Below are 23,480 nucleotides of genomic sequence, written 5' to 3'. Positions count from 1 at the left end.
CGGAGTCCTGCCACCATGCGTGAGACCGACACCCTCCACCGCTTCATGCTGGAGGAGGCCGGGGTACGCGGCGAGTGGGTGCACCTGGACGCCTCCTGGCAGGCCCTGCTGGAGTTGCACGAGTACCCGCCCGTGGTGCGCGACTTGCTGGGCCAGGCCTATGCAGCCGTTGCCCTGACCGCCGCCACGCTCAAGTTCGACGGCTCGCTGATCCTGCAGATCACCGGCCCCGGGCCGGTGCACATGATCGTCGCCCAGGCCGATGGCCAGGGGCGGCTGCGTGGCCTGGCGCGCTTTCGCGAGACCCCGCCGGAGGGCGCGACACTGGCCGAATGCGCCGGCGAGGACGCACGGCTGATGCTGACGCTGGACCCGGGCGACGGCAGCGAGCGCTATCAGGGCGTCGTGGAGCTGGAGGGCGACTCGCTGGCGGAGGCGATGAACGTCTACTTCGAGCGCTCGGAACAGCTGCCGACCCGGTTGTGGCTGGCGAGCGGGGCGCAGTCCGCCGCCGGTCTGCTGTTGCAGGCGCTGCCGGCCGAGGGTGGCAATGCGGTGACGCGCGATTCGGAGGAGTGGAACCGCGCCACGATCCTGGCCGAGACCACCACCGCCGACGAGTTGCTGAAGCTGGACGCTGGTGCCCTGCTGGGCCGGCTGTTCGCCGAAGAGCGGGTGCGCCTGTTCGACGGCACGCCGGTGACTTTCCACTGCCCCTGCTCGCGCGAGCGCATCGCCGAAACCCTGCGCAGTCTGGGGCGTGACGAGATTCGCAGCATCATCGAGGAGCAGGGCGCGGTGGAGGTGACCTGCGAGTTCTGCAACGCGCATTACCACTTCGATCCGGTCGACGCCGAGGCCCTTTGTGCGCCCGAGGTTGCCCAGCCGCCGATCCCGGACACCCGCCAGTAGACAGGGCTTTCCGGGGTGCCCCCCGATCCCGAAGCCTTTCCCGGACTCCCCTCGTTAGCCTGTCGTGACCTTCGGCAACTCTGCCGCAGGGACCCGTGGTCCCCATCATCCCCCGGCCTTGCTATAGAACAGACTGACCTTGCAGCAGTCTGCAGACGAGGGCGCGATGTATTCCCGGCACACCGAAATCCCGACCCTGGATGTCCGCCCCGGCTGGCTGGTGGAGGCGCGCTATTTCAACCAGGTGCGTCGCGCCCTGGCTCGGCTGGGACCGGAGATCCGCCTGTCCCCGTCGGGGCTCAAACAACTGGACCTGATCCTCCAGCGTGATGCCTGGATCGTCGTGGACCGGGTGCTGAACGATATGCCGGTGGTTGCCTGGACGGCCTTCCATTCCCGTGGTCGGCGCAGCCTGCATCGCCCGGTGGCCTGCGAGCTGTTGCTGTTCCATGCGATGGCCAGCATGGTGATGAACCGCACGCTGTCTGCGATGGAGGCGGAGCTGAACGCGGCGATTTCCGAGGTCGCTCCACCGTCATCACCCGGCAAGGTCCTGCCCTTTCATCCCCGCTCCTGCGCCTGATTCGCGCGTATCCGTTCGCTTCAGGCCGGGGCGTGGCCGTGGCTGCACGCCGGGCAGGCGGGGTCGCGGCGCAGCCGGATCTCGCGGAACTGCATGGCGAGCCCGTCGAGGATCAGCAGCCGGCCGCTCAGGATCGGCAGACCCATGAGCAGCTTCAGGGCCTCGGTCGCCTGCAGGCTGCCGACCACACCGGGCAGGCTGGCCAGCACGCCGTTGGCGGCGCAGGTGTCCTCGTCGCCGCCCCCCTCGCCGTACAGGCAGTGGTAGCAGGCCGCCTCCGGATCGCGGTAGTCGAAGGTGGTCAGTTGTCCCTCGAAGCGGATTACCGCGCCGGAGACCAGCGGTGTGCCGGCCGCCAGTGCGGCGCGGCTGATGGCCCCGCGCGCGGCGAAGTTGTCCGTCCCGTCCAGTACGACGTTGGCGCTGGCGAACAGCCGGGTCATCGCCGCGTCATCCAGGCGCTCGGCGCGCGTCTCTACCTGACAGCGGGGGTTCATGGCCGCCACGCGATCGGCGGCCGAGGCCACCTTGTCGCGGCCGATGTCCGCATCGGTATGCAGGATCTGGCGCTGCAGGTTGGTCACCTCCACATGATCCGGGTCGACGAGCGTCAGCCGGCCCACCCCGGCTGCGGCCAGGTAGGCCGCCACCGGTGAGCCCAGCCCGCCGAGCCCCATGATCACTGCATGCGCCTGCTGCAGGGATTCCTGCCCTTCGATGCCCACGCCGGGGAGCATGATCTGGCGGCTGTAGCGCAGGAGTTGGTCGTCATCCATGGGGCAATCTCCGGGTAAGGCCGAAATTGTAACCGGCGTCACGCTCGTGGACGGGCTCAGTTAGGAACCATTCAGGAACGCTGCATACGCTTGATCCTGGCAATCCTGCCACAACCCCGGGCCGTCGATGCTCTCTCAAGGCGGCCTGGATGGAAGGAGGGATCCATCATGAAACGACTCGCCATTCTGGCGCCGGCCGCGCTGCTGGCATTCGCCCTGTCCGCCCCGACGCATGCGGCCCATCCGGTCGCGGCGGCGGGTGCCTCGACCTTCGATGCGGGTGCCCTGCAGCACGTGCGTCACGGCCATTCGAGCGGGCACAAGGACTACCGTGGCCATCCCGGCGCGCGGGGGCACAAGCAGGCGAAGCGTGCGAAGAGTCGTGGGCGTGGCCATCAAAAGCATTCACGTGGTCACGAGCATCATCACTATCACTACTACGACCATCGTTCGAGCCGCTACCGCCACCGGTCTTCCCCCGCCGGTTCGGTCAACTTGCACCTGCGTCTGCCATTGTAGGTGGTACCCACAGCGCACGGTTGGCCCCGGCGCTCACGCACCGGGGCTTTTTTTGCGTTGGGGGCCCTTCCTTTTAAATCGACAAATTTTATGTAAACATTACTATATAAGACCCCGCCAATAGAGCGGGGTTTTTTGGGGTGGCTCCCCATGGCGGTATCGATACCTCCGTACCAATTTGTTCCGAGCGGCTTGGGGCCGTATTTTTGTGCGTATAGAAGAGTTTATTAATCAGGGAGAACAACAAATGAAGAAAGGACTAGGTGTCCTTGCGGCTTCGGTATTGCTTGCAGGTTGTCTGGCTGCGCCCGAGCCCCGTCCGGTGCAGCCGGCGGAACCGGCAGAGTCGTCCGCGAATGACGATTACGAACGTGCCATGGCGCTTCTCGAGGCGATGGGGGCGGCACAGCAGCGGCATCCGCAGGAGCCATCGGGCGCGGCGGTAGCGGGATTCGGGCAGATGGGCCCCGAGGAGGTTGCTGAACGATTGGAGCCTATGTGGGCGCCTGACAACCAAGGTGCTCGGTTCGAACGCCGGCGTGACGGTTTCCTGATCGATGGTGTCGCATATGTGGAACCGCAGGGGGAGATTTCCTCTTACGGATTCGATACGACGACCGGGGCGGTCACCTACCTGATGGCGGTTGCGGATCGCGAATACCAGGTGAGAACTGCGAATCCCTCCAATGGTCTTGCGCCTGTGACGATTGCGCATGCGGAGCGTGGGCGATCGAACTGGAGCATCCGGACGGTGACCGGAGAGACGCTGAGGGGTTCGCACTTGATGCCGACATCCCGCGGCTTTGCGGTCGCGCGAGACGAGAACGCCTTTATCTATGCCCCGGGCGAGGGTGTTAGCACGCTTGGAGTACCGGATGGTTTCCACCTAGCGGCTCACCAGAACGGTGATATTGCCTCCACCGGGTACATTTTGATCGAGCGCAATCGGGCTCGGAGCAGTGGCGAGTCGATGATGCGCACGATGCGTGCTCTCGGGGATGCGCTAGGAGGGAGTTCGGCCGAAGATTACGCGCTGATCAACTACCGTGATCAATCGGTCGTTCCGATCAACATCTCGTCCGAAGGTGGCCAGGTGAGCGTGCATTCTGAATGCCGACAGCGCAATTCGATCGTGAATGAATGTGCGAACATGCACTCGTTTGAATCCTTGTACGACCCCCGAACCGGGCGTCGTAACGAAGGCCACTATTTCTGGCGCCTGCACTGGTTTGGGACCGAGCAGGGCCCGATTGCGGTGAGTCATGAAGCCGGGCTGCGACGGATTGCAGTAACGCGCCTTGATACTGGCGAGAAGGCGGTAGCCTTCAGCCGTGGTCTGGGCATAGCGTCCATGGACGCCGAGCAGCATCCGTCGGGACGGGTCAAGGTGACAGGAGGCTGGGCCTTCAGAAGCCATGAACTCCCGGACGCGTTCGAGGCTTTCGACAAGAACGATGGCTGATGACGTCAGCGGTCGCAGCGATTGCCGTAGATGACCCGACCGTTTAGTCGGGTGGGTGCCAGTGGCCCCGCCACTGAGGGCTGGTGGTCAGTGGTTTGATGGTTTGCGACCTTTCATTTGAACGCGATTGGCCCCGGTGCTTTGTGCCGGGGCCTTTTTGTTTGTGTGCGCTTCACCCCGCGTAAAGGGAGCTTCCATGCTGCTGTCCGCGGTGCACATCGAAGCTATCACCGGCGGGCTTGCAGGCCCCTCAGCCTAGGGTCCACGACAGGGGTGTTGGGGCTGCCGATCTCGGCCGTTCAGGCCGGTCCTTCGGGTGCCAGGAGACCCTCCGTGATGCGCTCGTGTCCGGCGGTGTCGATGTGTGATCGGATGGCGGTGTAACCCGCATCTTCCAGCATTGCGCGTACGGCGCAGGCTTGGTCGAAGCCGTGTTCCAGAAGCAGGTGGCCAGAGGGCGCCAGGTGCTCGCCGGCGGTCTGGATGATGGTGCGTAGATCCGCCAGGCCGACATCGGCCGCGACCAGTGCGGAGTGCGGCTCGAAGCGCAGGTCGCCGCGGGTCAGGTGCGGGTCGTCCAGGGCGATGTAGGGCGGGTTGCTGACGATCACGTCGAACGTGTCCCGTGGCTTGAGCGGGGCGAGCCAGGATCCCTGCAGGAAGGCTACATCCAGCCCGAGGGCGTCCGCGTTGGCACGAGCCTGGCGCAGGGCATCCAGGCTGTGGTCAGAGGCGACGGCCTCGATGGCCGCGCGTTCCGCCTTGAGCGCCAGGATGATCGCGCCAGTGCCGGTGCCAAGATCCAGTACTCGGGGGTGCGCGCGGCTGCAGGCGTTAATGGCCGTGAGGGCATGTTCGACCAGCAGTTCGGTCTCGGGGCGTGGGATCAGGCAGGCGGGGGAGACCCCCAGCTCCAGCGTCCAGAAGCTGCGCCGGCCGAGGATATGGGCCATCGGTTCGCCGGCGCAGCGGCGCCGGCATAGCACGTCCACGCGGCTGGCCTGTTCGGGGGTGGCCGGGTCGGTGCCGTGTGCGATCAGCTGCGCGGTGTCCCGACCGGTAGCGGCGCCCAGCAGCATGCGGGCTTCCAGGCCGGGGGTTTCAATCCCGGCGTCCTGAAGGCGGGTGCGCAGGCCCTGCAACAGGGTATCCAGCGTGAGTGGGGCCTCCATTACGCGTCCGCGAGGGTGGCGAGCTGCTCGGCCTGGTATTCGTGGATCAGCGGGTCGATGACCGGGTCGAGGTCACCGGCCATCACCTGTTCCAGCTTGTACAGGGTCAGGTTAATGCGATGGTCGGTCACCCGGCCCTGCGGGAAGTTGTAGGTGCGGATGCGCTCGGAGCGGTCGCCGCTGCCGACCAGACCCTTGCGTTCGGCGCTCTGCGCGGCCGCCTGGGCCTCGCGCTCGGTCTCGAAGATGCGCGCCGCCAGGTAGGTGAGCGCCTTGGCCCGGTTCTTGTGTTGCGAGCGTTCTTCCTGGCACTCGACCACGATGCCGGTAGGGAGGTGGGTCAGGCGCACGGCGGAGTCGGTCTTGTTGATGTGCTGTCCGCCGGCGCCGGAGGCGCGGAAGGTGTCCACACGCAGGTCGGCCGGGTTGATCTCCGGCATCTCGACCTCCTCCAGTTCCGGCAGGATGGCGACCGTTGCGGCGGAGGTATGGATGCGGCCCTGGGATTCGGTCTCGGGGACGCGCTGCACGCGATGGGCGCCGGATTCGAATTTGAGCCGCGAGTAGGCGCCTTGCCCTGCCAGGCGGGCGATGACCTCGCGGTAGCCGCCATGCTCGCCCTCGCTGGCGCTGAGGATCTCCAGCTTCCAGCGCTGGTTTTCGGCGTAGCGGGTGTACATGCGTAGCAGGTCGCCGGCGAAGATCGCGGCCTCGTCACCGCCGGTCCCGGCGCGGATCTCCAGGAACACGTTGGCGTTGTCGTGCGGGTCGCTCGGGATCAGGTGGCGGTAAAGCTCCGCCTCCAGCGCCTCGGTCTGTTCGGTCAGGGATTCGATCTCGGCCTCGGCCATGGCGCGCAGATCGGCGTCGTCGTCCTCGAGCATCGCGCGCGCCTCTTCCAGCGCCGCGTGGTTGTCGTGCCAGGCCTTCCAGGCCTCGGCCACCGGTTCCAGCTGGCTGTATTCCTGTGACAGGCGGCGCAGCTGGTCCGGGTCCTCGGCGGCGTCGGGGGTGGCCAGCAGCTGCGCGATCTCGGCATGGCGTTCAGTCAGGCCCTCGAGCTTGGTGCGGAACGAGGCCTTCACGAACGGGTGCCGGAGTCGGAATCGTCGCCGGGGTCGTCTTCCGGGGCGGGCAGCTGGAACAGCCGGTGCGCGGCCTCCAGCAGGCGGGCGTCGCCCTCGTGCGCGGCGGTGTTCAGCGACTTGCAGGGGGCATGCATCAGCTTGTTGGTCAGGTTGTGCGCCAGCAGCTGCATGGCCTCCTCGGGCGACTTGCCGGCGCGCAGCATGGCCTCGGCCTTGGCCAGCGCCTCGGCCTTCACGCTGTCGGCGCGCTGGCGCAGCTGGCGGATGCTGTCCACCGAGTCGCGGGCACGCAGCCAGCGCATGAACTCGCCGGCGCGCTGGGTGATGATCTCTTCGGCCTGTTCGGCAGCGGCCTGGCGCGAGGCCATGTTCTCGTCGATGACCTCCTGCAGGTCGTCCACGGTGTAGAGGTAGATGTCCTCGAGCTGGCCGACCTCGGGCTCGATGTCGCGCGGCACGGCGATGTCGACCATGAACATCGGTTTGTGCCGCCGCTTGCGCAGCGCGCGTTCCACCGCGCCCTTGCCCAGGATCGGCAAGGGCGCGGCGGTGGAGGAGATGACGATGTCGGCATCGGCCATGCGATCGGGGAGCTGGTCGAGGCTGATGGCCTCGGCATCGAAGCGTCCGGCCACGGCGCGGGCGCGCTCCACCGTGCGGTTGGCGACGATCACGTTGCCGATGCCGCCCCCGGAGAGGTGCTGCAGGGCCAGCTCGATGGTCTCGCCGGCGCCGATCACCAGGGCGGTCAGCGGCTTCAGGTCGCCGAAGATCTGGCGGGCCAGTGACACCGCAGCGAAGGCGACCGAGACCGCGCTCTGGCCGATGGCGGTCTGGGTGCGCACATCCTTGGCGGTGGCGAAGGCGTGCTGGAACAGGCGCTCCAGCGAGCGCCCGAGCGTACCGGCGTTGTGGGCGTGCTGGTAGGCGGTCTTCATCTGCCCCAGGATCTGCGGTTCGCCGAGGACCATGGAATCCAGCCCGCTGGCCACGCGCAGAGTGTGACGCACGGCCGAGCCATCGTGGTGCAGGTAGAGGTAGGGTTTCAGTTCGTCGCGGTCGATGCCGTGGTAGCCGCCGATCCAGTCGATGACGCGCTGCTCGCTTTGCTGATCGTCCTCGCGGAAGTACACCTCGGTGCGGTTGCAGGTGGACAGGATCGCGGTTTCCGGCAATAGCACGCCGGAACGCAGCGAGTGCAGGGCCTCGCCGAGTTCGTGCTCGTTGACGGAGAGCCGTTCGCGAATGGCGACCGGAGCCGTCTTGTGATTGATCCCGAGAGTGAACAGCATGCTGGCGCGTATTGTGCCGGAAAACGCGGGCGCGTGGCCGAATTTCCCGATAGTGTACTGTGCTGTACGGTTAGCAGGAGGTGGCGCGCGCCGGCCGGACGTCTCCGTATACCCGTTGTGTGGAACCTGCGCTGTGGAACCCTGGGGGCCGCTGCCCCGTCCCATCCGATATGGCCGCAATGATCCCGATTGGACACAACATGATTCGAAGCCTGCTCGCGCTCACCGCCGTGTTCTCCCTGGTGGGTTGTGCGCATACCCCGCTGGACGCCTCCGAACCGCCGGAGTCGGATCGCCCCGAGGTGCTGCCCTTGATGCAGACCCAGGATCCGGAGGCTGTGCTGATGTTCAGCGTCCTGGCCGCCGAGATCGCGGTGCGCTCCGGCGAGCATGCCGAGGCGGCGCGCTATTACGGAGCCGCGGCGTTGCTGAGCGACGATCCGGCCATCGCCGAGCGTGCCACCCGGATCGCCTTGTTCGCGCGCGAGCCGGAACACGCACAGCGTTCGGCCGACCGTTGGCTGCGTCTGGCCCCCGAGAGCACCGATGCCAGCCAGGTCTCGACGGTCCTGCGGATCAACGCCGGTGATGCCGAGCAGGCGGCCGAACAGCTGGATTCGCTGATGAATCGCGTCGTGGTGCAGGGCGGCGACCCCTACGCGACCCTGGGTGGTGTGATTGGTCAGGCTCAGGACCAGCAGGCGGCTATGGAGACCATGCACCTGCTGGCCGAGCGCCGCCGCGACGACGTGGGCGTGCATCGCGTGCAGGCCGAGGCCGCGCTGCGCTTTGGCGAGCCAGGTGAGGAGGTGCTTGCGGTGACCGAGCGGGCCGCCGAGCGCTTCCCGGAATCGGTCCAGCTGCGTTTGCTGCATGCACGGGCTCAGAGCGAGGCCGGGCATGACGATGCGGCGGTCGAGACCCTGCGCGCGACCGTGGAGGCGCACCCGGACAATCGCGAGGCCCGTCTGGGATACGCGCGGGTCCTGACCGAGATGGAGGATGACGTCTTCGCCCGCGAAGAGATGGACCGTCTGGTGGAGATGGCGCCGGAGGATACGCAGCTCCTGCTGGCGCTGGCGTTGATGAATCTCGAGGCGGAGCAGCTGGGGCCCGCGCGGGATTACCTCGAACGCCTGGATGCCCTGGGCGAGCGCGAGAACGACGTCGCGTACTACCTGGGGCGCTTGCACGAGATGGCCGACGAGCCGGAGGCCGCCCTGGGCGCCTACGCCCGCGTGGAGGCCGGTGACCATGCCAAGGATGCCCGCCTGCGCAGCGCGCGCCTGACACTCAAACACGACGGGGCCGAGGCCGCTCGTGACCTTTTCGACCCCATGCAGCAAGGCGTGGATGAGGATCTGGCCCGGCGCGCCTATTTGGCCGAGGCGAACGCCCTGCGCGAGCTGGGCGAGTATGCCGACGCCCGCAGCCGGTTGAACCGCGGCCTGGTGCAGTTTCCAGGGAATACGCAGTTGTTGTACCTGCGCGGACTGGTGCACGAGCGCGAGGACGACATCGCGGCGGCCGAGGCCGATTTCCGCACGATCCTCGAGTCCGATCCGGAGAATGTCGCCGCGCTGAATGCCCTGGGGTACACCCTGGCGGATCGAACCGATCGCTATGACGAGGCCTACGAATTGATCCTGCGCGCCTACGAGCGGGAGCCGGATGACGCCGCGATCATCGACAGCTATGGCTGGGTCCTGTACCGCCTGGGCCGTCTCGAAGAGGCCGAGACCCAGCTGCGGCGTGCCTATTCGCTGTCGGACGACGGCGAGATCGCCAGCAACCTGGCGGTGGTGTTGTGGGAGCGTGGCGAGCGTGAAGAAGCCCGGGAGGTCCTCGAGGCCGCGCTGGACCGCGAGCCCGGGCATGAGCGCCTGCAGCGCGTGCGCAACGATCTGATCGAATGAACGGGCACGGGACGACGCGACAGTCGCGGCGGATCCGGGGCGCGGGGTGGCTGGCCGGGCTGGTGGGTGGCTGGGGGCTGTTGCTCGCGGGCTGTGCTGCCCCTCTGCCCGAGGCGGACACCTCGCCAGCGGCCGAGGCGGCCTTCGAGGAGCGCACCGAGCAGCTGGCGGCACTGGACAGCTGGCGGCTGGTGGCACGTCTGGGGCTGGCCTCCGGGGAGGAATACTGGTCGGCCCAGCTCAACTGGCGGGTGCAGGAAGGCCGGCATGTGCTGGACCTGTCCGGCCCGATGGGGCGCGGCGGCGGGCGTCTGACGCTCTCGGATAACGGGCGCGCGCTGCTGGTCACGCGGTCCGGCGAGCGCTTCCAGGCGCAGGACCCGGATACCCTGGTGGCCCGGGTGCTGGGCGAATCCATCCCGGTCAGCGGGATGATCTACTGGGTGCGTGGCCTGCTGCACCCGGAAGCCTCCTACCAGCTGGATATTGATGCGGACGGCCGCCCCTTGGAGATCCTGCAGTCCGGCTGGGCCATCGAATACACCGAGTTCGAGGAGGTTGACGGCGTTTCGATGCCGGTTGCCATGGTCCTCGAACGCGACGAGGTCGAGTTGCGCGCGCGCATCGGCCGGTGGCAGCTAGGGCCGGACGAGACGTGGTGAGTGCGGCGACGGGCGGGGGGTTCGGGATGCCGTTTCCGGCCCCGGCCAAGATCAACCGTTTCCTGCACATCACTGGCCGCCGGCCGGATGGTTATCATGAGCTGCAGACGGTGTTCCAGTTCCTCGGGCTGGAAGACCGCCTGCGCTTCGATCCCCTGCCCGAGGGGCGCTTCGAGATGGCCTGCGAGGCCATCGATGGGCAGGACAACCTCTGCCTGCGGGCGGCCCGGCGCCTGGCCGAGGTGGCGGACAAGTCCTTCGGCGTGCGCATCCACCTCGAAAAGCGGATCCCGGTGGGGGGCGGCCTGGGTGGCGGCAGCTCCGATGCCGCCACCACGCTGGTGGCCCTGAACTACCTGTTCGATCTGGGGTGTCCAGTCGAGCAACTGGCGGCGATCGGGCTGGAGCTGGGCGCCGATGTGCCGGTGTTCGTCGCCGGACATGCCGCCTGGGCCGAGGGGGTGGGTGAGCGGCTTGCGCCGGTGGCCCCGGATACCGGCTGGATTCTGCTGATTGATCCGGGCGTTTCGGTTGCCACGGGGGCCATGTTCGGGTGTGCGGAATTGACACGCGACTGCGCCACCGAGACAATTTCGTCCGCGATCGATGCCGAGCGGTTCGTGAACGTGTTCGAACCGGTCGTTCGGGCGCGCTATCCGGAGGTCGATCACGCGCTGGCCTGGCTGGCGGATCAAAGCCCCCGGGCGCATTTGAGCGGGAGTGGTGGCTGTGTGTTCGGGATGTTTCCCGATGAGGGGGCGGCCCGGGCTGCGCAGTCCGCGCAGCCCGCCCCGTGGAAAAGCTGGGTGACGACGTTGCAGAACACGTCACCCTTGCAGGCCTGGTTACCGCCGTGCGGCGGTAACAGCGAAAAAGAATAAGTCCACGCAAGGGTGGCGCGTAGCGCCATCATCCTGCCGGCCCGGATCGGCAACGCCGATCCGCGGGATAGGCCGGGCACGGTGCCGGCGAGGCAGTACAATTAGAGTCCAGCGAGATATTGGGCCGTAGCCAAGCGGTAAGGCAGCGGGTTTTGATCCCGCCATGCGCAGGTTCGAATCCTGCCGGCCCAGCCAACAACCGCTTCGCGCCAGAAGGGCGCGAAGCAAAACCATCAAGACCCCGGTCCCGATCCGGGGTCTATAATTTGGAGCTCGGGCGTTCTAGCGCGCTCGCTCCACTCCATCCAGACCGGGACGAACCGTGGTCGACAAGAATCGCATGATGATCTTCGCGGGCAATGCCAACCCGCGTCTCGCCCAGGCCGTTGCGGAACACCTGGGGCTGCCGATGGGCAAGGCCATCGTGGGGCGTTTCAGCGATGGCGAGGTGCAGGTCGAGTTGCTGGAGAACGTGCGCGGCCGCGACGTCTTCCTGATCCAGCCGACAGGGCAGCCGACCAACGAAAACATCATGGAGCTGGTGATCATGGTGGATGCGCTGCGCCGCGCCTCGGCCGGACGCATCACCACGGTGATCCCGTATTTCGGTTATGCGCGCCAGGACCGTCGTGTGCGCTCGGCGCGGGTGCCGATCTCGGCCAAGGTGGTCGCCAACATGATCGAGGCGGTGGGCGCGGATCGCGTGCTGACCATCGACGTGCACGCCGACCAGGTTCAGGGTTTCTTCAATGTCCCGGTGGACAACATCTATGCCTCGCCGGTGCTGCTGGGCGACGTCTGGCGGCATGTCTCGGGCGATCTGACCGTGGTGTCGCCGGATGTCGGCGGGGTGGTGCGTGCCCGCGCCATCGCGAAGCGGCTGGATGACGCCGATCTGGCGATCATCGACAAGCGCCGCCCGCGTGCCAACGAGTCCGAGGTAATGCATATCATCGGGGATGTGCGCGGCAAGTCCTGCATCATCATTGACGACCTGGTGGATACCGCCGGTACGCTGTGCCAGGCCGCGAAGGCCCTGAAGGCACACGGGGCGCACTCGGTGATGGCCTATGCCACGCACCCCGTGCTTTCCGGCGCGGCAATTGATAATATAAACGGTTCGGCGCTTGACGAGCTGGTGGTGACCGACACCCTGGCCCTGCAGCCCAATGCGCAGGCCTGCGAAAAGATTCGTCAGTTGTCGGTCGCGGAGATGCTTGCGGAGACCATCCGCCGCATCAACCTCGAGGAGTCCGTCAGCTCGTTGTTCATGGACTAGGCCCGTGTGGGCTGGAGCTGTGGACCGGCGATAACCGATTTCGGGAGGCTTGCCTCCCATTCAGCGCCCCGCCTGGTCGCGGGCGGGGTGTGTTCAAGGCGCTTCGGGTGAAGCGCCTTTCATTTTGGAGACCGTAGCAATGAGCATGAGCTTTACCATTGAAGCCGAAAAGCGTGACGAACAGGGTTCGAGTGCGAGCCGCCGCCTGCGTCGCGCTGGCAAGCTGCCCGCCATCCTGTACGGAGCGGACAAGGACGCCGTGGCCATCACGCTGGATCACAATGCGATGGTCCACAACCTCAAGGAAGATGCGTTCTATTCGCATATCCTGAGCGTGAAGCTGGGCGGCAAGACCGAGAAGGCGATCCTGCGAGATGTGCAGCGCCATCCGTTCAAGCCGACCATCTACCACGTCGACCTGATGCGCGTGAGCGCCAATCAGCCGATCCGCGTCAGCGTGCCGCTGCACTTCCACAACGAGGAAGAGTGCAAGGGCGTGAAGCTGGGCGGTGGCATGGTCAGCCGCATGATCAACGAGCTCGAGGTCGAGTGTCTGCCGGGCGACCTGCCCGAGTCTATCGATCTCGACGTGATCGAGCTGGATGTCGGTGACACCGTGCACATCTCCGAGCTGAAGCTGCCGGAGGGCGTGCAGAGCGTGGCCCTGATGCACGGCGAGGAATACGACTACGCCGTGGTCAGCGTGCTGCTGCCGCGTTCCGCGAAGGCGGAAGAGGAAGAGCTCGAAGGCGAAGCCGCGGAAGCCGAAGGTGGCGCAGAAGCCGAGGGTGGCGACGAGGCCGCTTCCGGCGACGAGTCGGAGTCCGGGGACAAGGAGTAAGCCTTGCGGCTTGCCGCCTGACTGATGGCGATCCAACCCGAACCGATCCGTCTCGTGGTCGGGCTGGGGAATCCGGGCCCGCGTTATGCCGAAACCCGGCATAACGCGGGTTTCTGGTTTGTGGACACCCTGGCCCGCCGCCATGGCACGGAGTTCCGCCCCGAGAGTCGCTTCGATGGTGAAGCGGCACGTCTGGCCCTGCCGGACGGCGACTGCTGGCTGCTCAAGCCCATGAGCTTCATGAACAAGAGTGGCCTGCCGGTACGCAAGTGCGCGGATTTCTACCGCATCCCGCCCTCGGCCATCCTGGTCGTGCATGACGAGCTGGATCTCGATCCTGGCGTAGTGCGACTGAAGCTGGGCGGCGGCCATGGTGGACACAACGGGCTGCGCGATCTGCACCGCCACATGGGCGGGCCGGACTACGCCCGGCTGCGGGTCGGGATCGGCCACCCGGGGCATCGCGACGACGTGGTGCCGTTCGTGCTCGATCGCCCTGGGCGGGATGATGCCCGGGCCATCGAGGAGGCCATCGATACGGCCCTGGACCAGATCCCGGCCCTGGTGGCCGGGCGCTGGGACGAGGCCGTGCGCAATCTGCATGGGGGTGGGTCGAAGCCGGCCGGCCCCAAGAACTCCGAGGAAGCCCGATGAGTCTGAAATGCGGGATCGTGGGCCTGCCGAATGTCGGCAAGTCCACCCTGTTCAATGCCCTCACGCGCGCGGACATCGCGGCGGAGAACTACCCCTTCTGCACCATCGATCCGAACGTGGGCGTGGTGGAGGTCCCGGATCCGCGGCTGACGCGGCTCGCCGAGATCGTGAAGCCCCAGCGTACGCTGCCGACCACGGTCGAATTCGTGGATATCGCCGGCCTGGTCGCGGGCGCCGCCCAGGGCGAGGGGCTGGGCAACCAGTTCCTGGCGCATATCCGCGAGACGGATGCGATCGCCCAGGTGGTGCGTTGTTTCGAGGATGACGACATCGTGCATGTCGCCGGCAAGGTGGATCCGCTGGCGGATATCGAGACCATCAGCACTGAGCTGATGCTGGCGGACCTCGAGACGGTGAACAAGGCGCTTTCCCGTCTGGCGCGTGCGGCCAAGTCGCAGGACAAGACCGCCATCGCCCAATTGCAGGCGGCCGAGAAGGTATCGGCGGGCCTTGATCAGGGCATTCCGGCACGGGCGCAGGGTCTGGACGAGGACGAGCGGCGGGCCCTGTACGACCTGCACCTTCTGACCCTCAAGCCGGCGATGTACATTGCCAATGTGGACGAGGCCTCGCTGTCCGCTGGCAATGCCATGGTCGAGGCCGTGCAGGCGAAGGCGGCCGAGGAGGGCGCCGAGGTGGTCAGTGTCTGCGCCGCCATCGAGGCCGAGATCGCGGTGCTGGATCCCGAGGAGCGTACCGAGTTCCTGGCCGACCTGGGTCTCGAGGAGCCGGGGCTGGACCGGGTGATCCGGACGGCCTACCGCCTGTTGAGCCTGCAGACCTTCTTCACCGCGGGCGAGAAGGAGGTGCGTGCCTGGACCGTTCGCCAGGGCTCCACTGCGCCGCAGGGGGCGGGGGCGATCCACACGGATTTCGAGCGCGGTTTCATCCGTGCCGAGGTGGTGGGGTACGACGACTTCGTCGGATACAACGGCGAGCAGGGCGCGAAGGACGCGGGGAAATGGCGCCTCGAAGGCAAGGAATACGTGCTGAGAGAAGGCGACGTGGTACATTTCCGCTTCAATGTCTGAGCGTTATACTAGGAAATAAGTTTGGGGCGTGCCGCGATGCGCGGCTGCGCCCTGTTTTGGCACCAAATTTCGGGAGTACAGTAATGGACGTAATGGATCGCATCCGCCAGCAGGTGGAAGACAATCCGGTGGTGATCTTCATGAAGGGCACCCCGCAGTTCCCCATGTGTGGGTTCTCCAGCCGTGCGGTGGAGGCGCTCAAGCGCTGCGACCAGGAATTTGGCTACGTGAACGTGATCGCGGATCAGGAAGTCATGCAGAATCTGCCGCGCTTCGCCGACTGGCCAACTTTTCCGCAGGTCTATATCGACGGCGAACTGGTCGGGGGCTGCGACATCACCCTCGAGATGTTCGAGAGCGGCGAGCTGAAGAAGATGGTCGACGAGGCCCACGCCAAGCGCGCGGCCAGCTAGGCTGAACTGGTCCGGCGGCCATACGGTCGTCCGGCATATAACCCGTCACCCGGGCGCCCTTATGGCGGCTCGGGCGGCGGGTTTTTTTGCGTTCAACTCCCGGGCGGGAGCTCCTCCGGGTCGGGCAGGCGCAGGGCGTTTTGCGGCACTCCGATCCCGTCCTGCCAGCGGTTGGTGATCTGGCAGAAGATGTCCGCCGTCTTTTCCGCATCGAAGGCCGCGCTGTGCGCCGACTCGGTGTCCCAGCCCAGTCCTGCGGCGTCCGCCGCGCGCGCCAGCACGGTCTGGCCGAAGGCCAGTGCCGCCAGGGATACCGTGTCCAGGCTGCTGAACGGGTGGAACGGGTTGCGCTTGATGCCGCAGCGCTCGGCCGTCGCGTGCACGAAGCCCAGGTCGAAGTGGGCGTTATGCCCCACCAGCACCGCGCGCTTGCAGTGGTTGACCTTCACCTCCCGGCGCACCTCGCTGAACACCTTGCCCATCGCCTGATCCTCGGGGTAGGCCGCGCGCAGCGGGTGGTAGGGGTCGATGCCGTTGACCTCCAGCGACTTCGGGTCCATTTCCGAACCCTCGAACGGCCGCACATGCACGCTGACCGTGCGGTCGCGCACCAGGTGGTCGTTCGCGTCGCGGCGCAGAAACACCGCAGCGATCTGCAGCAAGGCATGTCGGTGGCAGTCGAAGCCGCCGGTCTCCACGTCGACGACCACCGGCAGGAAGCCGCGGAAGCGGTTCGCCATCGGGCGGTGATTGGGGTCCAGCTGCAGAGTTTCGGGCATTGAGGTACTCGGTTTCGGGTGCGGCGGTGGTTCGGGATGTCGGCGGCGCCGGGCGGGGCATTGTCCCGCGTTCCGGCTGTTTAGGCGGGTTGCGCGCACTTTGCGCACGTTCCCGCAGATTTCCCCGACGATCGGCGCCATAGCGGGCTTTCGCTTGACCTGTTGGCGGGACAGTCGGGATACTTGCGCCTTTTATGCCCGCCCAACACCGGCGCATGGTAGCAAATGCCCGCCTGCCCGGTGGCCCGGCCCCGTAGTGGCAACCCGATTCCCAACCCGTTTTCAGGGGTAGAGCGCATGGACCCGAACGCGACCGAACACGATATCGACCCGCAGGAGACCCAGGAGTGGATCGACGCCCTGGCCTCCGTGCTGGAGACGGATGGCCCGGAGCGGGCCCATGCCCTCCTCGAGCGACTGGTCGACAAGGCGCGCCGCAGCGGGGCCTACCTCCCGTACTCCGCCAACACTGCCTATGTGAACACGATCCCCACCCACCTCGAACCGGAATATCCGGGCGATGGCGCGGTGGAGCATCGCATTCGTTCCTATATCCGCTGGAACGCAATGGCGATGGTGGTGAAGGCCAACCGGGTCTCTGCCGAGCTGGGCGGGCATATCGCCACCTTTGCCTCCGCCGCGACGCTGTACGACGTCGGCTTCAACCACTTCTGGCACGCCCCTGCGCACGACCACGGCGGTGACTTGCTGTTTGCCCAGGGGCATTCCTCGCCGGGCATCTACGCCCGCGCGTTCATGGAAGGACGCCTGAGCGAGGAGCAGCTGGACCACTTCCGCCGCGAGGTGGATGGCAAGGGCTTGTCGTCGTATCCGCACCCGTGGCTGATGCCGGACTTCTGGCAGTTCCCGACCGTGTCCATGGGCCTGGGTCCGATCATGAGCATCTACCAGGCGCGCTTCATGCGCTACCTGCAGGATCGCGGCCTGGCGGAGACCAAGAACCGCCGCGTGTGGAGCTTTGTCGGCGACGGCGAGGTGGACGAGCCGGAGACCCTGGGGGCGATCACCCTCGCCTCGCGCGAGAAGCTGGACAACCTGACCTGGGTGGTGAACTGCAACCTGCAGCGCCTGGACGGCCCGGTGCGTGGCAACGGCAAGATCGTGCAGGAGCTGGAGGCCATCTTCCGCGGCGCCGGCTGGAACGTGGTCAAGGTCCTGTGGGGCCGCTATTGGGATCCGCTGCTGGCCAAGGACACCGACGGCCTGCTGCAAAAACGCATGATGGAGGCGGTCGATGGCGACTATCAGAATTACAAGTCGCGCGACGGCGCCTACGTGCGCGAACACTTCTTTGGCAAGTATCCCGAACTCCAGCGCATGGTGGCCAACATGTCCGACGAGGACATCTGGCGTCTGAATCGCGGCGGGCACGACCCGGTCAAGGTCTATGCGGCTTACAAGGCGGCCGCCGAGCACACGGGGCAGCCGACGGTGATCCTCGCGCACACCGTGAAGGGCTATGGCATGGGCGCGGCGGGCGAGGCCCAGAACCGCACCCACAGCCAGAAGAAGATGGATTCGGACGACATGAAGCAGTTCCGCGACCGCTTCAATATCCCGCTGTCCGACGAGCAGGTGGAGAAGGCCGAGTACATCAAGCCGGACCCCGACTCCGAAGAGATGAAGTACATGAACGCGCGGCGCAACGACCTCGGCGGGCATCTGCCCGTGCGCCGGCCGCTGGCCACGCCGCTCGAAGTGCCCGGGCTGGATGCGTTTAACGGCCTGCTGGAGGCCTCCGGCGAGCGCGAGATGTCGACCACCATGGCCTTCGTGCGCCTGCTGACCCTGCTTGCCCGCGACAAGAAGATCGGCAAGAACGTGGTTCCGATCGTGCCCGACGAGGCCCGCACCTTCGGCATGGAAGGGTTGTTCCGTCAGCTGGGGATCTACTCCTCGGTCGGTCAGCTCTACGAGCCGCAGGACAAGGACCAGGTGATGTATTACAAGGAGGACAAGAAGGGCCAGATCCTGGAAGAAGGGATCAACGAGGCCGGTTCCATGTCCTCCTGGATCGCGGCCGCGACCTCCTACTCCACGCACGGCGTGGCGATGGTGCCGTTCTACATCTTCTACTCGATGTTCGGCTTCCAGCGTATCGGCGACCTGATCTGGGCCGCCGGCGACATGCGCGCCCGGGGCTTCCTGATGGGCGCGACCGCCGGGCGCACCACGCTGGCCGGCGAAGGCCTGCAGCATGATGACGGCCACAGCCAGATGATGGCGGCCAACGTCCCCAACTGCATCGCCTACGACCCGACCTTCGCCTACGAGCTGGCGGTGATCGTGCAGGACGGCATGCGCCGCATGTACGCGGAGCAGCAAAGCGTCTTCTACTACATCACCGTGATGAACGAGAACTACCCGCAGCCGGCCATGCCGAAGGGTGCCGAGGAAGGCATCCGCCGCGGGCTGTATCGCTTCCAGGCGGGCGGGCGCAAGAAAAAGAAGGTGCGTCTGCTGGGCTCCGGCACCATCCTGCGCGAGGCCATCGCCGCCGCCGAACTGCTGGACAAGGACTTCGGCGTGGCCGCCGAGGTGTGGAGCGCGACCAGCTTCAACGAACTGGCCCGCGACGGCCGCGATGCCGACCGCCATGCGCGCCTGAATCCGGAGGCCAAGCCGCGCAAGTCCTGGGTGGAGGAGTGCCTGGGTGGTTCGGACGACCCGGTCATCGCCGCGACCGACTACGTCCAGGCCTACGCCGACCAGATCCGCGCCTTCGTGCCGGCCGACTATCGCGTGCTGGGCACCGACGGCTTCGGCCGCTCGGACACCCGCGCGGCGCTGCGCCGGCACTTCGAGGTCGATCGTTACCACATCGCGGTCACGGCCCTGAAGGCCCTGGCCGACGCCGGGACCGTCGAGGCCAAGACCGTCACCGACGCGATCAAGAAGTACAAGATCGACGTCGAACGGCCCAACCCCTTGCAGGCCTGAGGCCGCCGGTACCGAGGCAGGAGCAGACATGAGCAACACGACTACCGTGCACGTACCGGACATCGGTGACTTTAAGGACGTCGAGATCATCGAGGTGATCGTGAGCCCGGGGGACACCATCGCCCCGGAGGATCCGCTGATCACGCTGGAATCGGACAAGGCCTCCATCGAGATCCCGGCCCCGCAGGGCGGGACCGTGAAAGCAGTCAAGGTAAAGGCCGGCGACCGTGTCAACGAGGGCGATCCGATCCTGGAGCTGGAACCCTCCGACGAGGGCGAGGCCGAAGCAGCCCCTGCGAAGGACGACGCCGGGCAAGACGAGCCGTCGAAGCAGGAGGCGTCGTCTTCGGATGCCGGGGGTGAATCGGCCCCCGCCACCGAGAAGCCGAAGCAGCCCGAGGCATCAAAGCCCGCCGACCGGGCCGACCCGCGCCCGTCGCCCACCGAGCACATCCGTGACGAGTCGGCCTTCCGCAAGGCGCATGCCTCGCCGGTGGTGCGCAAGTTCGCGCGCGAGCTGGGCGTCGACCTGAGCAAGGTCGACGGATCCGGGCGCAAGGGGCGCATCCTGCGCGAGGACGTGCAGGGCTTCGTCAAGCGCGCCTTGAGCCAGGGCGCTGGTGGCGGGCTGGGGGTCGAGCCGATGCCGGAGATCGACTTCTCCGAGTTTGGGCCGACCGAGACCCAGCCGCTGTCGAAGATCAACAAGCTCACCGGCAAGAACCTGCATCGCAACTGGGTCACCGTCCCGCACGTGACCCAGTTCGACGAGGCCGACATCACCGAGCTCGAGGACTTCCGCAAGTCGCTGAAGGCCGAGTACGAAAAGAAGGGCGTGAAGGTCACCTTCCTGCCGTTCCTGATGAAGGCGGTGGTCTCCGCGCTCAAGCAGTACCCGCGTTTCAACGCCTCGCTGGACGCGACCGGCGAGAACCTGATCATCAAGCAGTACTACAACCTCGGCATCGCGGTGGACACCCCGGACGGCCTGGTCGTCCCGGTGGTGCGCGACGTGGACCGCAAGAGCCTGGTCGATATCGCCTCCGAGCTGATGGACCTGTCCCAGCGTGCCCGCGACAAGAAGCTGAAACCGGCGGACATGCAGGGCGGCTGCCTGACCATCTCCAGCCTCGGCGGGATCGGCGGCACCCAGTTCACGCCGATCGTGAATGCCCCCGAAGTCGCGATCCTGGGCGTGTCGCGCTCCAGCATGAAGCCGGTCTGGAACGGCAAGGAGTTCGAGCCGCGCCTGATCCTGCCGCTGGCGCTGTCGTACGATCACCGGGTGATCGACGGCGCCCTGGGCGCGCGCTTCGCTACCACGCTGAGTGGGCTGTTGTCCGACATGCGCCGCATGCTGCTGTAACCGAATTCGAACCGGAGCGATTGGATGAGCCAGACCAAGACCATCGAGGTCCCGGACATCGGGGATTTCAAGGACGTCGAGATTATCGAGGTCCTGGTGCAGCCGGGCAGCGAGATCGCCCCGGAAGATCCGTTGATCACCCTGGAGTCCGACAAGGCGACCATCGACGTGCCCGCCCCCGAGGCCGGCACGGTGAAGAAGCTGCACGTGAAGGTCGGGGACAAGGTGTCCAAGGGCAGCAAGCTCCTGGATCTCGAGGCCAGCAGCGACGCTGCGGACACCGAGGAGCAGGGCGCCTCCGGCGGTGATGCCAAAGCCGAATCCGCGAAGGCGGAGTCCGGCGCCGCGAGTGAGCCGAAAAAGGCGGCGGCCCCCAAGGCGGCCGCCGACCCGAACACCGACAGCCAGTGCCAGGTGCTGGTTCTAGGTTCCGGCCCCGGCGGTTATACCGCCGCCTTCCGCGCCGCGGATCTGGGCCTGGACGTGGTGATGGTCGAGCGCTACCCGGAGATCGGCGGCGTGTGCCTGAACGTCGGCTGCATCCCGTCCAAGGCGCTCCTGCATGCCGGCGAGGTGCTGCACGAGGCCGAGCGTTTCGCCGCGTTGGGTATCAAGTTCGGCGAACCGGAGATCGATCTGGAGGGCCTGCGCGGCTACAAGGGCGGCACGGTCAAGAAGCTGACCGGCGGGCTCAAGCAGCTGTGCAAACAGCGCAAGGTGCGCGTGGTCCAGGGCGTCGGCGAATTCACCGGCGCCAACAGCATCGCAGTGGAGGGCGATGACGGCCGCGAGGTGATCGGCTTCGAGCACGCGATCATCGCGGTCGGTTCGCAGGCGATCAAGCTGCCCGGCTTCCCCTGGGACGACGAGCGGGTGATGGATTCCACCGACGCGCTGGACCTGGCCGAGATCCCCGAGCGCATGCTGGTGGTCGGTGGTGGCATCATCGGCCTGGAGATGGCCTGCGTGTACGAGTCTCTGGGCTCCAAGGTCACGGTGGTGGAGCTTTCGGACACCCTGATGCCGGGCGCGGATCGCGACATCGTGCGCCCGTTCGAGAAGCGCGCGAAGAAGCGCTTCGAGAATATCTTCCTGAAGAGCAAGGTGTCCGAGGCCAAGGCCACCAAGGCCGGGATCGTCTGCCAGTTCGAGGGCGAGGCCAAGGGCCTGCCGGAAGAAGACACCTTCGATCGTGTGCTGGTCGCCGTGGGCCGCAGCCCGAACGGGGCGAAGATCAAGGCCGAGGCGGCCGGCGTGCAGGTGAGCGAGCGCGGCTTCATCGAGGTCGACAGCCAGCAGCGCACCAACGTCGAGCACATCTTCGCCATCGGCGACGTGGTCGGCCAGCCGATGCTGGCGCACAAGGCCACTCACGAGGGCAAGGTTGCCGCCGAGGTGATCGCCGGGCACAAGGTCCACTTCGACGCCCGCGCGATCCCGTCGGTGGCCTATACCCACCCCGAGGTCGCCTGGATGGGCGTGACCGAGGAGCAGGCCAAGGCCGACGGCATCGAATACACCAAGGGCGTGTTCCCCTGGGCTGCCTCCGGCCGGGCGATCGCGCTGGGTGCCGAGGACGGCCTGACCAAACTGCTGTTCGATGCGGATGGCCGCGTGATCGGAGCCGGTATCGTCGGCCCGTCCGCGGGCGACCTGATCGGCGAGGCGATGCTGGCGCTGGAGATGGGCGCCGAGATGGAAGACATCGGTCTGACGGTGCACCCGCACCCGACGCTCAGCGAGACGGTGGCCTTCGCCGCCGAGGTCGCGCACGGCTCGATCACCGACATCCTGCCGCCGAAAAAGCGCTAGCGGGTCGTGGCCCGCTTGCGCCAGCGGCTGCGTTGCGCACTCCCGGGGATGGTGCTGCTGGGGGTGGGTATGGCCACGGCGGGTGCTGCGCCCTACAGCGAACCGCTGGAGCGTAGTGACTGGCAGCTGACCGAGGAAGAAGCCACCTGTCGCATCCAGCAGACGGTGCGTCACGGCGGTACGCTGCGTTTCGAGGCCCGGCCGGGCCTGTTGACCGCAGTCTTCTGGCAGTCCCCCTACGCGATGCCGGCGGGCGTCGCGCCGCGGCTGCGCACCGGCGCGCCGGAATGGCTGCGTCCGGCGACCCAGTCGCCCCTGGATCTGCGGCTGCAGGCCCGTGACGATCGCTTGTTCCGGGTGCCTCAGGGATCGGCCCAACTCCTGAAGGCCCGCCTGCTGGCCGGCCATGACGTGCGCATCGATTTTCCCGATGGTGACGACTCGGTGCACTTTCGCGGCATTCGTTTTGCCCTCCGTGCGCGCGATTTCCGCGCTTGTTATGGCGGGCAGGACGCGCCTGCCGCGAGCCCGGACGGGGGCGCGCTGGATCGCTGGAGCGTTTACTTCGAAACCGGTAGCCATCGTCTGGATCCCGAGGCACGCGAGGTTCTGGAGCGCGCGGCCCGCATCCTGACGGCTACGGAGACCCCGCGCGTTCGGGTCGTTGGCTGGACGGATGCCGCCGGGCCGTTGGAGATCAACCGTCCCCTCAGCCGCAATCGTGCGGAGGTGGTACGTCAGGCACTGGTGGAGGCGGGTCTCCCGGCTGCGGGTGTCGAGATCGAGGCCCCGGGTGTCGACCCGGCCGCCGATGGCGCGCGCCAGGCCTCGCGGCGCAGTGATATCTGGTGGCTGGACAGCGGCGATGCGGACGCGGGTGACGCCCCCGTCGCCGACACGGAAGGGTCCGAGGGCCGCGTCCCCGGCCCCGTTCCGGATCCGGCCGCACCCTCCGCGACCCCGGCGTGGTAGTGACGCCGGTCGCGAAAACGACTATATCTTTACCTTAGGAAAAGGATAG

20 protein-coding genes, 1 tRNA gene and 1 pseudogene are annotated in these 23,480 nt (G+C 66.7%); 17 read left to right on the top strand and 5 right to left on the bottom strand.

Annotated features, from left to right (window positions below; all coding sequences use genetic code 11):
* The first annotated feature begins 15 nt into the window (after positions 1 to 15).
* Together hslO and F622_RS0105870 are read left to right on the top strand one after the other, a co-directional pair.
* Positions 16 to 912: an Hsp33 family molecular chaperone HslO gene (gene hslO / locus F622_RS0105875; RefSeq protein ID WP_018145251.1), complete on the top strand. Its 897-nt coding sequence runs from the start codon at positions 16 to 18 to the stop codon at positions 910 to 912.
* 166 nt (positions 913 to 1,078) lie between these two features.
* Positions 1,079 to 1,495, top strand: coding sequence for a hypothetical protein (locus F622_RS0105870; RefSeq protein ID WP_018145252.1), 417 nt, complete (start codon positions 1,079 to 1,081; stop codon positions 1,493 to 1,495).
* A gap of 20 nt (positions 1,496 to 1,515) precedes the next feature.
* Here F622_RS0105870 and F622_RS0105865 read toward each other — a convergent pair whose 3' ends face one another.
* The gene (locus F622_RS0105865; RefSeq protein ID WP_018169030.1) at positions 1,516 to 2,271 is read right to left on the bottom strand and encodes a molybdopterin-synthase adenylyltransferase MoeB; all 756 of its coding nucleotides are present in this window, start codon (positions 2,269 to 2,271) and stop codon (positions 1,516 to 1,518) included.
* 168 nt (positions 2,272 to 2,439) lie between these two features.
* On the opposite strand from F622_RS0105865, the gene F622_RS0105860 reads away from it, so the two are divergent.
* A complete protein-coding gene (locus tag F622_RS0105860; protein ID WP_018649649.1) occupies positions 2,440 to 2,790 on the top strand; it encodes a hypothetical protein in 351 nt (116 codons plus the stop codon).
* A gap of 247 nt (positions 2,791 to 3,037) precedes the next feature.
* Positions 3,038 to 4,252 carry a hypothetical protein gene (locus F622_RS0105855; protein ID WP_231365739.1) on the top strand — a complete coding sequence of 405 codons (1,215 nt, stop codon included), beginning with the start codon at positions 3,038 to 3,040 and terminating at the stop codon, positions 4,250 to 4,252.
* A 299-nt stretch (positions 4,253 to 4,551) separates the two neighbouring features.
* On the opposite strand, the gene prmC is transcribed toward F622_RS0105855, so the two are convergent.
* From prmC to hemA, 3 genes are read right to left on the bottom strand one after another with little or no spacing between them, the layout of a single operon-like run.
* Positions 4,552 to 5,424 carry a peptide chain release factor N(5)-glutamine methyltransferase gene (gene prmC / locus F622_RS0105850; RefSeq protein WP_019571499.1) on the bottom strand — a complete coding sequence of 291 codons (873 nt, stop codon included), beginning with the start codon at positions 5,422 to 5,424 and terminating at the stop codon, positions 4,552 to 4,554.
* Positions 5,424 to 6,509 carry a peptide chain release factor 1 gene (gene prfA, locus F622_RS0105845; protein WP_019571498.1) on the bottom strand — a complete coding sequence of 362 codons (1,086 nt, stop codon included), beginning with the start codon at positions 6,507 to 6,509 and terminating at the stop codon, positions 5,424 to 5,426. The genes prmC and prfA overlap by 1 nt, the downstream gene beginning before the upstream one ends.
* Entirely contained in the window at positions 6,506 to 7,804 is a 1,299-nt protein-coding gene (gene hemA / locus F622_RS0105840) for a glutamyl-tRNA reductase (RefSeq protein ID WP_019571497.1), read from the bottom strand. The genes prfA and hemA overlap by 4 nt, the downstream gene beginning before the upstream one ends.
* Before the next feature lie 170 nt (positions 7,805 to 7,974).
* On the opposite strand from hemA, the gene F622_RS0105835 reads away from it, so the two are divergent.
* From F622_RS0105835 to grxD, 9 genes are all read left to right on the top strand, one after another.
* Entirely contained in the window at positions 7,975 to 9,720 is a 1,746-nt protein-coding gene (locus F622_RS0105835; RefSeq protein ID WP_019571496.1) for a tetratricopeptide repeat protein, read from the top strand.
* On the top strand, positions 9,717 to 10,382 hold the full coding sequence (gene lolB, locus F622_RS0105830; protein ID WP_019567628.1) for a lipoprotein insertase outer membrane protein LolB: 666 nt from the start codon (positions 9,717 to 9,719) through the stop codon (positions 10,380 to 10,382). Before F622_RS0105835 ends, lolB begins: the two co-directional genes overlap by 4 nt.
* A 26-nt stretch (positions 10,383 to 10,408) precedes the next feature.
* Complete coding sequence (ispE, locus tag F622_RS0105825) at positions 10,409 to 11,263, top strand: 4-(cytidine 5'-diphospho)-2-C-methyl-D-erythritol kinase (RefSeq protein WP_051074770.1); 855 nt, start codon at positions 10,409 to 10,411, stop codon at positions 11,261 to 11,263.
* A gap of 120 nt (positions 11,264 to 11,383) precedes the next feature.
* Positions 11,384 to 11,458, top strand: a tRNA-Gln gene (locus F622_RS0105820).
* Positions 11,459 to 11,603: 145 nt separating this feature from the next.
* On the top strand, positions 11,604 to 12,542 hold the full coding sequence (locus tag F622_RS0105815; protein ID WP_196799408.1) for a ribose-phosphate diphosphokinase: 939 nt from the start codon (positions 11,604 to 11,606) through the stop codon (positions 12,540 to 12,542).
* Between the two features lie 139 nt (positions 12,543 to 12,681).
* Positions 12,682 to 13,383, top strand: a complete 702-nt coding sequence (locus F622_RS0105810; RefSeq protein ID WP_018169038.1) for a 50S ribosomal protein L25/general stress protein Ctc — start codon at positions 12,682 to 12,684, stop codon at positions 13,381 to 13,383.
* A gap of 24 nt (positions 13,384 to 13,407) precedes the next feature.
* A complete protein-coding gene (gene pth / locus F622_RS0105805; RefSeq protein WP_019571495.1) occupies positions 13,408 to 14,037 on the top strand; it encodes an aminoacyl-tRNA hydrolase in 630 nt (209 codons plus the stop codon).
* The gene (gene ychF / locus F622_RS0105800; RefSeq protein WP_019571494.1) at positions 14,034 to 15,128 is read left to right on the top strand and encodes a redox-regulated ATPase YchF; all 1,095 of its coding nucleotides are present in this window, start codon (positions 14,034 to 14,036) and stop codon (positions 15,126 to 15,128) included. The genes pth and ychF overlap by 4 nt, the downstream gene beginning before the upstream one ends.
* Positions 15,129 to 15,211: 83 nt before the next feature.
* A complete protein-coding gene (gene grxD, locus F622_RS0105795; protein ID WP_018145267.1) occupies positions 15,212 to 15,541 on the top strand; it encodes a Grx4 family monothiol glutaredoxin in 330 nt (109 codons plus the stop codon).
* A 92-nt stretch (positions 15,542 to 15,633) separates the two neighbouring features.
* Here grxD and rnt read toward each other — a convergent pair whose 3' ends face one another.
* Positions 15,634 to 16,320: a ribonuclease T gene (gene rnt / locus F622_RS0105790; RefSeq protein WP_018145268.1), complete on the bottom strand. Its 687-nt coding sequence runs from the start codon at positions 16,318 to 16,320 to the stop codon at positions 15,634 to 15,636.
* Positions 16,321 to 16,617: 297 nt separating this feature from the next.
* Between rnt and aceE the strand changes: the two genes are divergently transcribed.
* From aceE to F622_RS0105770, 4 genes and pseudogenes are all read left to right on the top strand, one after another.
* Positions 16,618 to 19,281, top strand: a complete 2,664-nt coding sequence (gene aceE, locus F622_RS0105785; protein ID WP_019571493.1) for a pyruvate dehydrogenase (acetyl-transferring), homodimeric type — start codon at positions 16,618 to 16,620, stop codon at positions 19,279 to 19,281.
* A pseudogene (gene aceF / locus F622_RS0105780) lies at positions 19,277 to 20,647 on the top strand (dihydrolipoyllysine-residue acetyltransferase); the annotation flags it as partial. The gene aceE and the pseudogene aceF, both read left to right, overlap by 5 nt.
* 24 nt (positions 20,648 to 20,671) lie before the next feature.
* Positions 20,672 to 22,459, top strand: a complete 1,788-nt coding sequence (lpdA, locus tag F622_RS0105775; protein ID WP_019571491.1) for a dihydrolipoyl dehydrogenase — start codon at positions 20,672 to 20,674, stop codon at positions 22,457 to 22,459.
* Between the two features lie 48 nt (positions 22,460 to 22,507).
* Entirely contained in the window at positions 22,508 to 23,431 is a 924-nt protein-coding gene (locus F622_RS0105770) for an OmpA family protein (protein WP_019571490.1), read from the top strand.
* The last annotated feature ends 49 nt before the right edge of the window (positions 23,432 to 23,480 follow it).

The sequence above is a fragment of the Thioalkalivibrio sp. ALMg3 genome, from assembly GCF_000381225.1.
Taxonomy (GTDB): Bacteria; Pseudomonadota; Gammaproteobacteria; order Ectothiorhodospirales; family Ectothiorhodospiraceae; genus Thioalkalivibrio; species Thioalkalivibrio versutus.
The sequence above is the reverse complement of the archived record's forward strand: the minus strand, read 5'-3'. Positions and strand labels throughout refer to the sequence as shown.

What these genes read in the sequence shown, in the direction of transcription:
- lpdA (WP_019571491.1), top strand. Translation starts at nt 20,672, where the DNA reads ATGAGCCAGACCAAGACCATCGAGGTCCCGGACATCGGGGATTTCAAG.
- grxD (WP_018145267.1), top strand. Translation starts at nt 15,212, where the DNA reads ATGGACGTAATGGATCGCATCCGCCAGCAGGTGGAAGACAATCCGGTG.
- F622_RS0105770 (WP_019571490.1), top strand. Translation starts at nt 22,508, where the DNA reads ATGGTGCTGCTGGGGGTGGGTATGGCCACGGCGGGTGCTGCGCCCTAC.
- F622_RS0105835 (WP_019571496.1), top strand. Translation starts at nt 7,975, where the DNA reads ATGGCCGCAATGATCCCGATTGGACACAACATGATTCGAAGCCTGCTC.
- F622_RS0105815 (WP_196799408.1), top strand. Translation starts at nt 11,604, where the DNA reads ATGATGATCTTCGCGGGCAATGCCAACCCGCGTCTCGCCCAGGCCGTT.
- F622_RS0105870 (WP_018145252.1), top strand. Translation starts at nt 1,079, where the DNA reads ATGTATTCCCGGCACACCGAAATCCCGACCCTGGATGTCCGCCCCGGC.
- prmC (WP_019571499.1), bottom strand. Translation starts at nt 5,424, where the DNA reads ATGGAGGCCCCACTCACGCTGGATACCCTGTTGCAGGGCCTGCGCACC.
- F622_RS0105810 (WP_018169038.1), top strand. Translation starts at nt 12,682, where the DNA reads ATGAGCATGAGCTTTACCATTGAAGCCGAAAAGCGTGACGAACAGGGT.
- F622_RS0105865 (WP_018169030.1), bottom strand. Translation starts at nt 2,271, where the DNA reads ATGGATGACGACCAACTCCTGCGCTACAGCCGCCAGATCATGCTCCCC.
- hslO (WP_018145251.1), top strand. Translation starts at nt 16, where the DNA reads ATGCGTGAGACCGACACCCTCCACCGCTTCATGCTGGAGGAGGCCGGG.
- ychF (WP_019571494.1), top strand. Translation starts at nt 14,034, where the DNA reads ATGAGTCTGAAATGCGGGATCGTGGGCCTGCCGAATGTCGGCAAGTCC.
- pth (WP_019571495.1), top strand. Translation starts at nt 13,408, where the DNA reads ATGGCGATCCAACCCGAACCGATCCGTCTCGTGGTCGGGCTGGGGAAT.
- F622_RS0105860 (WP_018649649.1), top strand. Translation starts at nt 2,440, where the DNA reads ATGAAACGACTCGCCATTCTGGCGCCGGCCGCGCTGCTGGCATTCGCC.
- ispE (WP_051074770.1), top strand. Translation starts at nt 10,409, where the DNA reads ATGCCGTTTCCGGCCCCGGCCAAGATCAACCGTTTCCTGCACATCACT.
- hemA (WP_019571497.1), bottom strand. Translation starts at nt 7,804, where the DNA reads ATGCTGTTCACTCTCGGGATCAATCACAAGACGGCTCCGGTCGCCATT.
- F622_RS0105855 (WP_231365739.1), top strand. Translation starts at nt 3,038, where the DNA reads ATGAAGAAAGGACTAGGTGTCCTTGCGGCTTCGGTATTGCTTGCAGGT.
- aceE (WP_019571493.1), top strand. Translation starts at nt 16,618, where the DNA reads ATGGACCCGAACGCGACCGAACACGATATCGACCCGCAGGAGACCCAG.
- lolB (WP_019567628.1), top strand. Translation starts at nt 9,717, where the DNA reads ATGAACGGGCACGGGACGACGCGACAGTCGCGGCGGATCCGGGGCGCG.
- rnt (WP_018145268.1), bottom strand. Translation starts at nt 16,320, where the DNA reads ATGCCCGAAACTCTGCAGCTGGACCCCAATCACCGCCCGATGGCGAAC.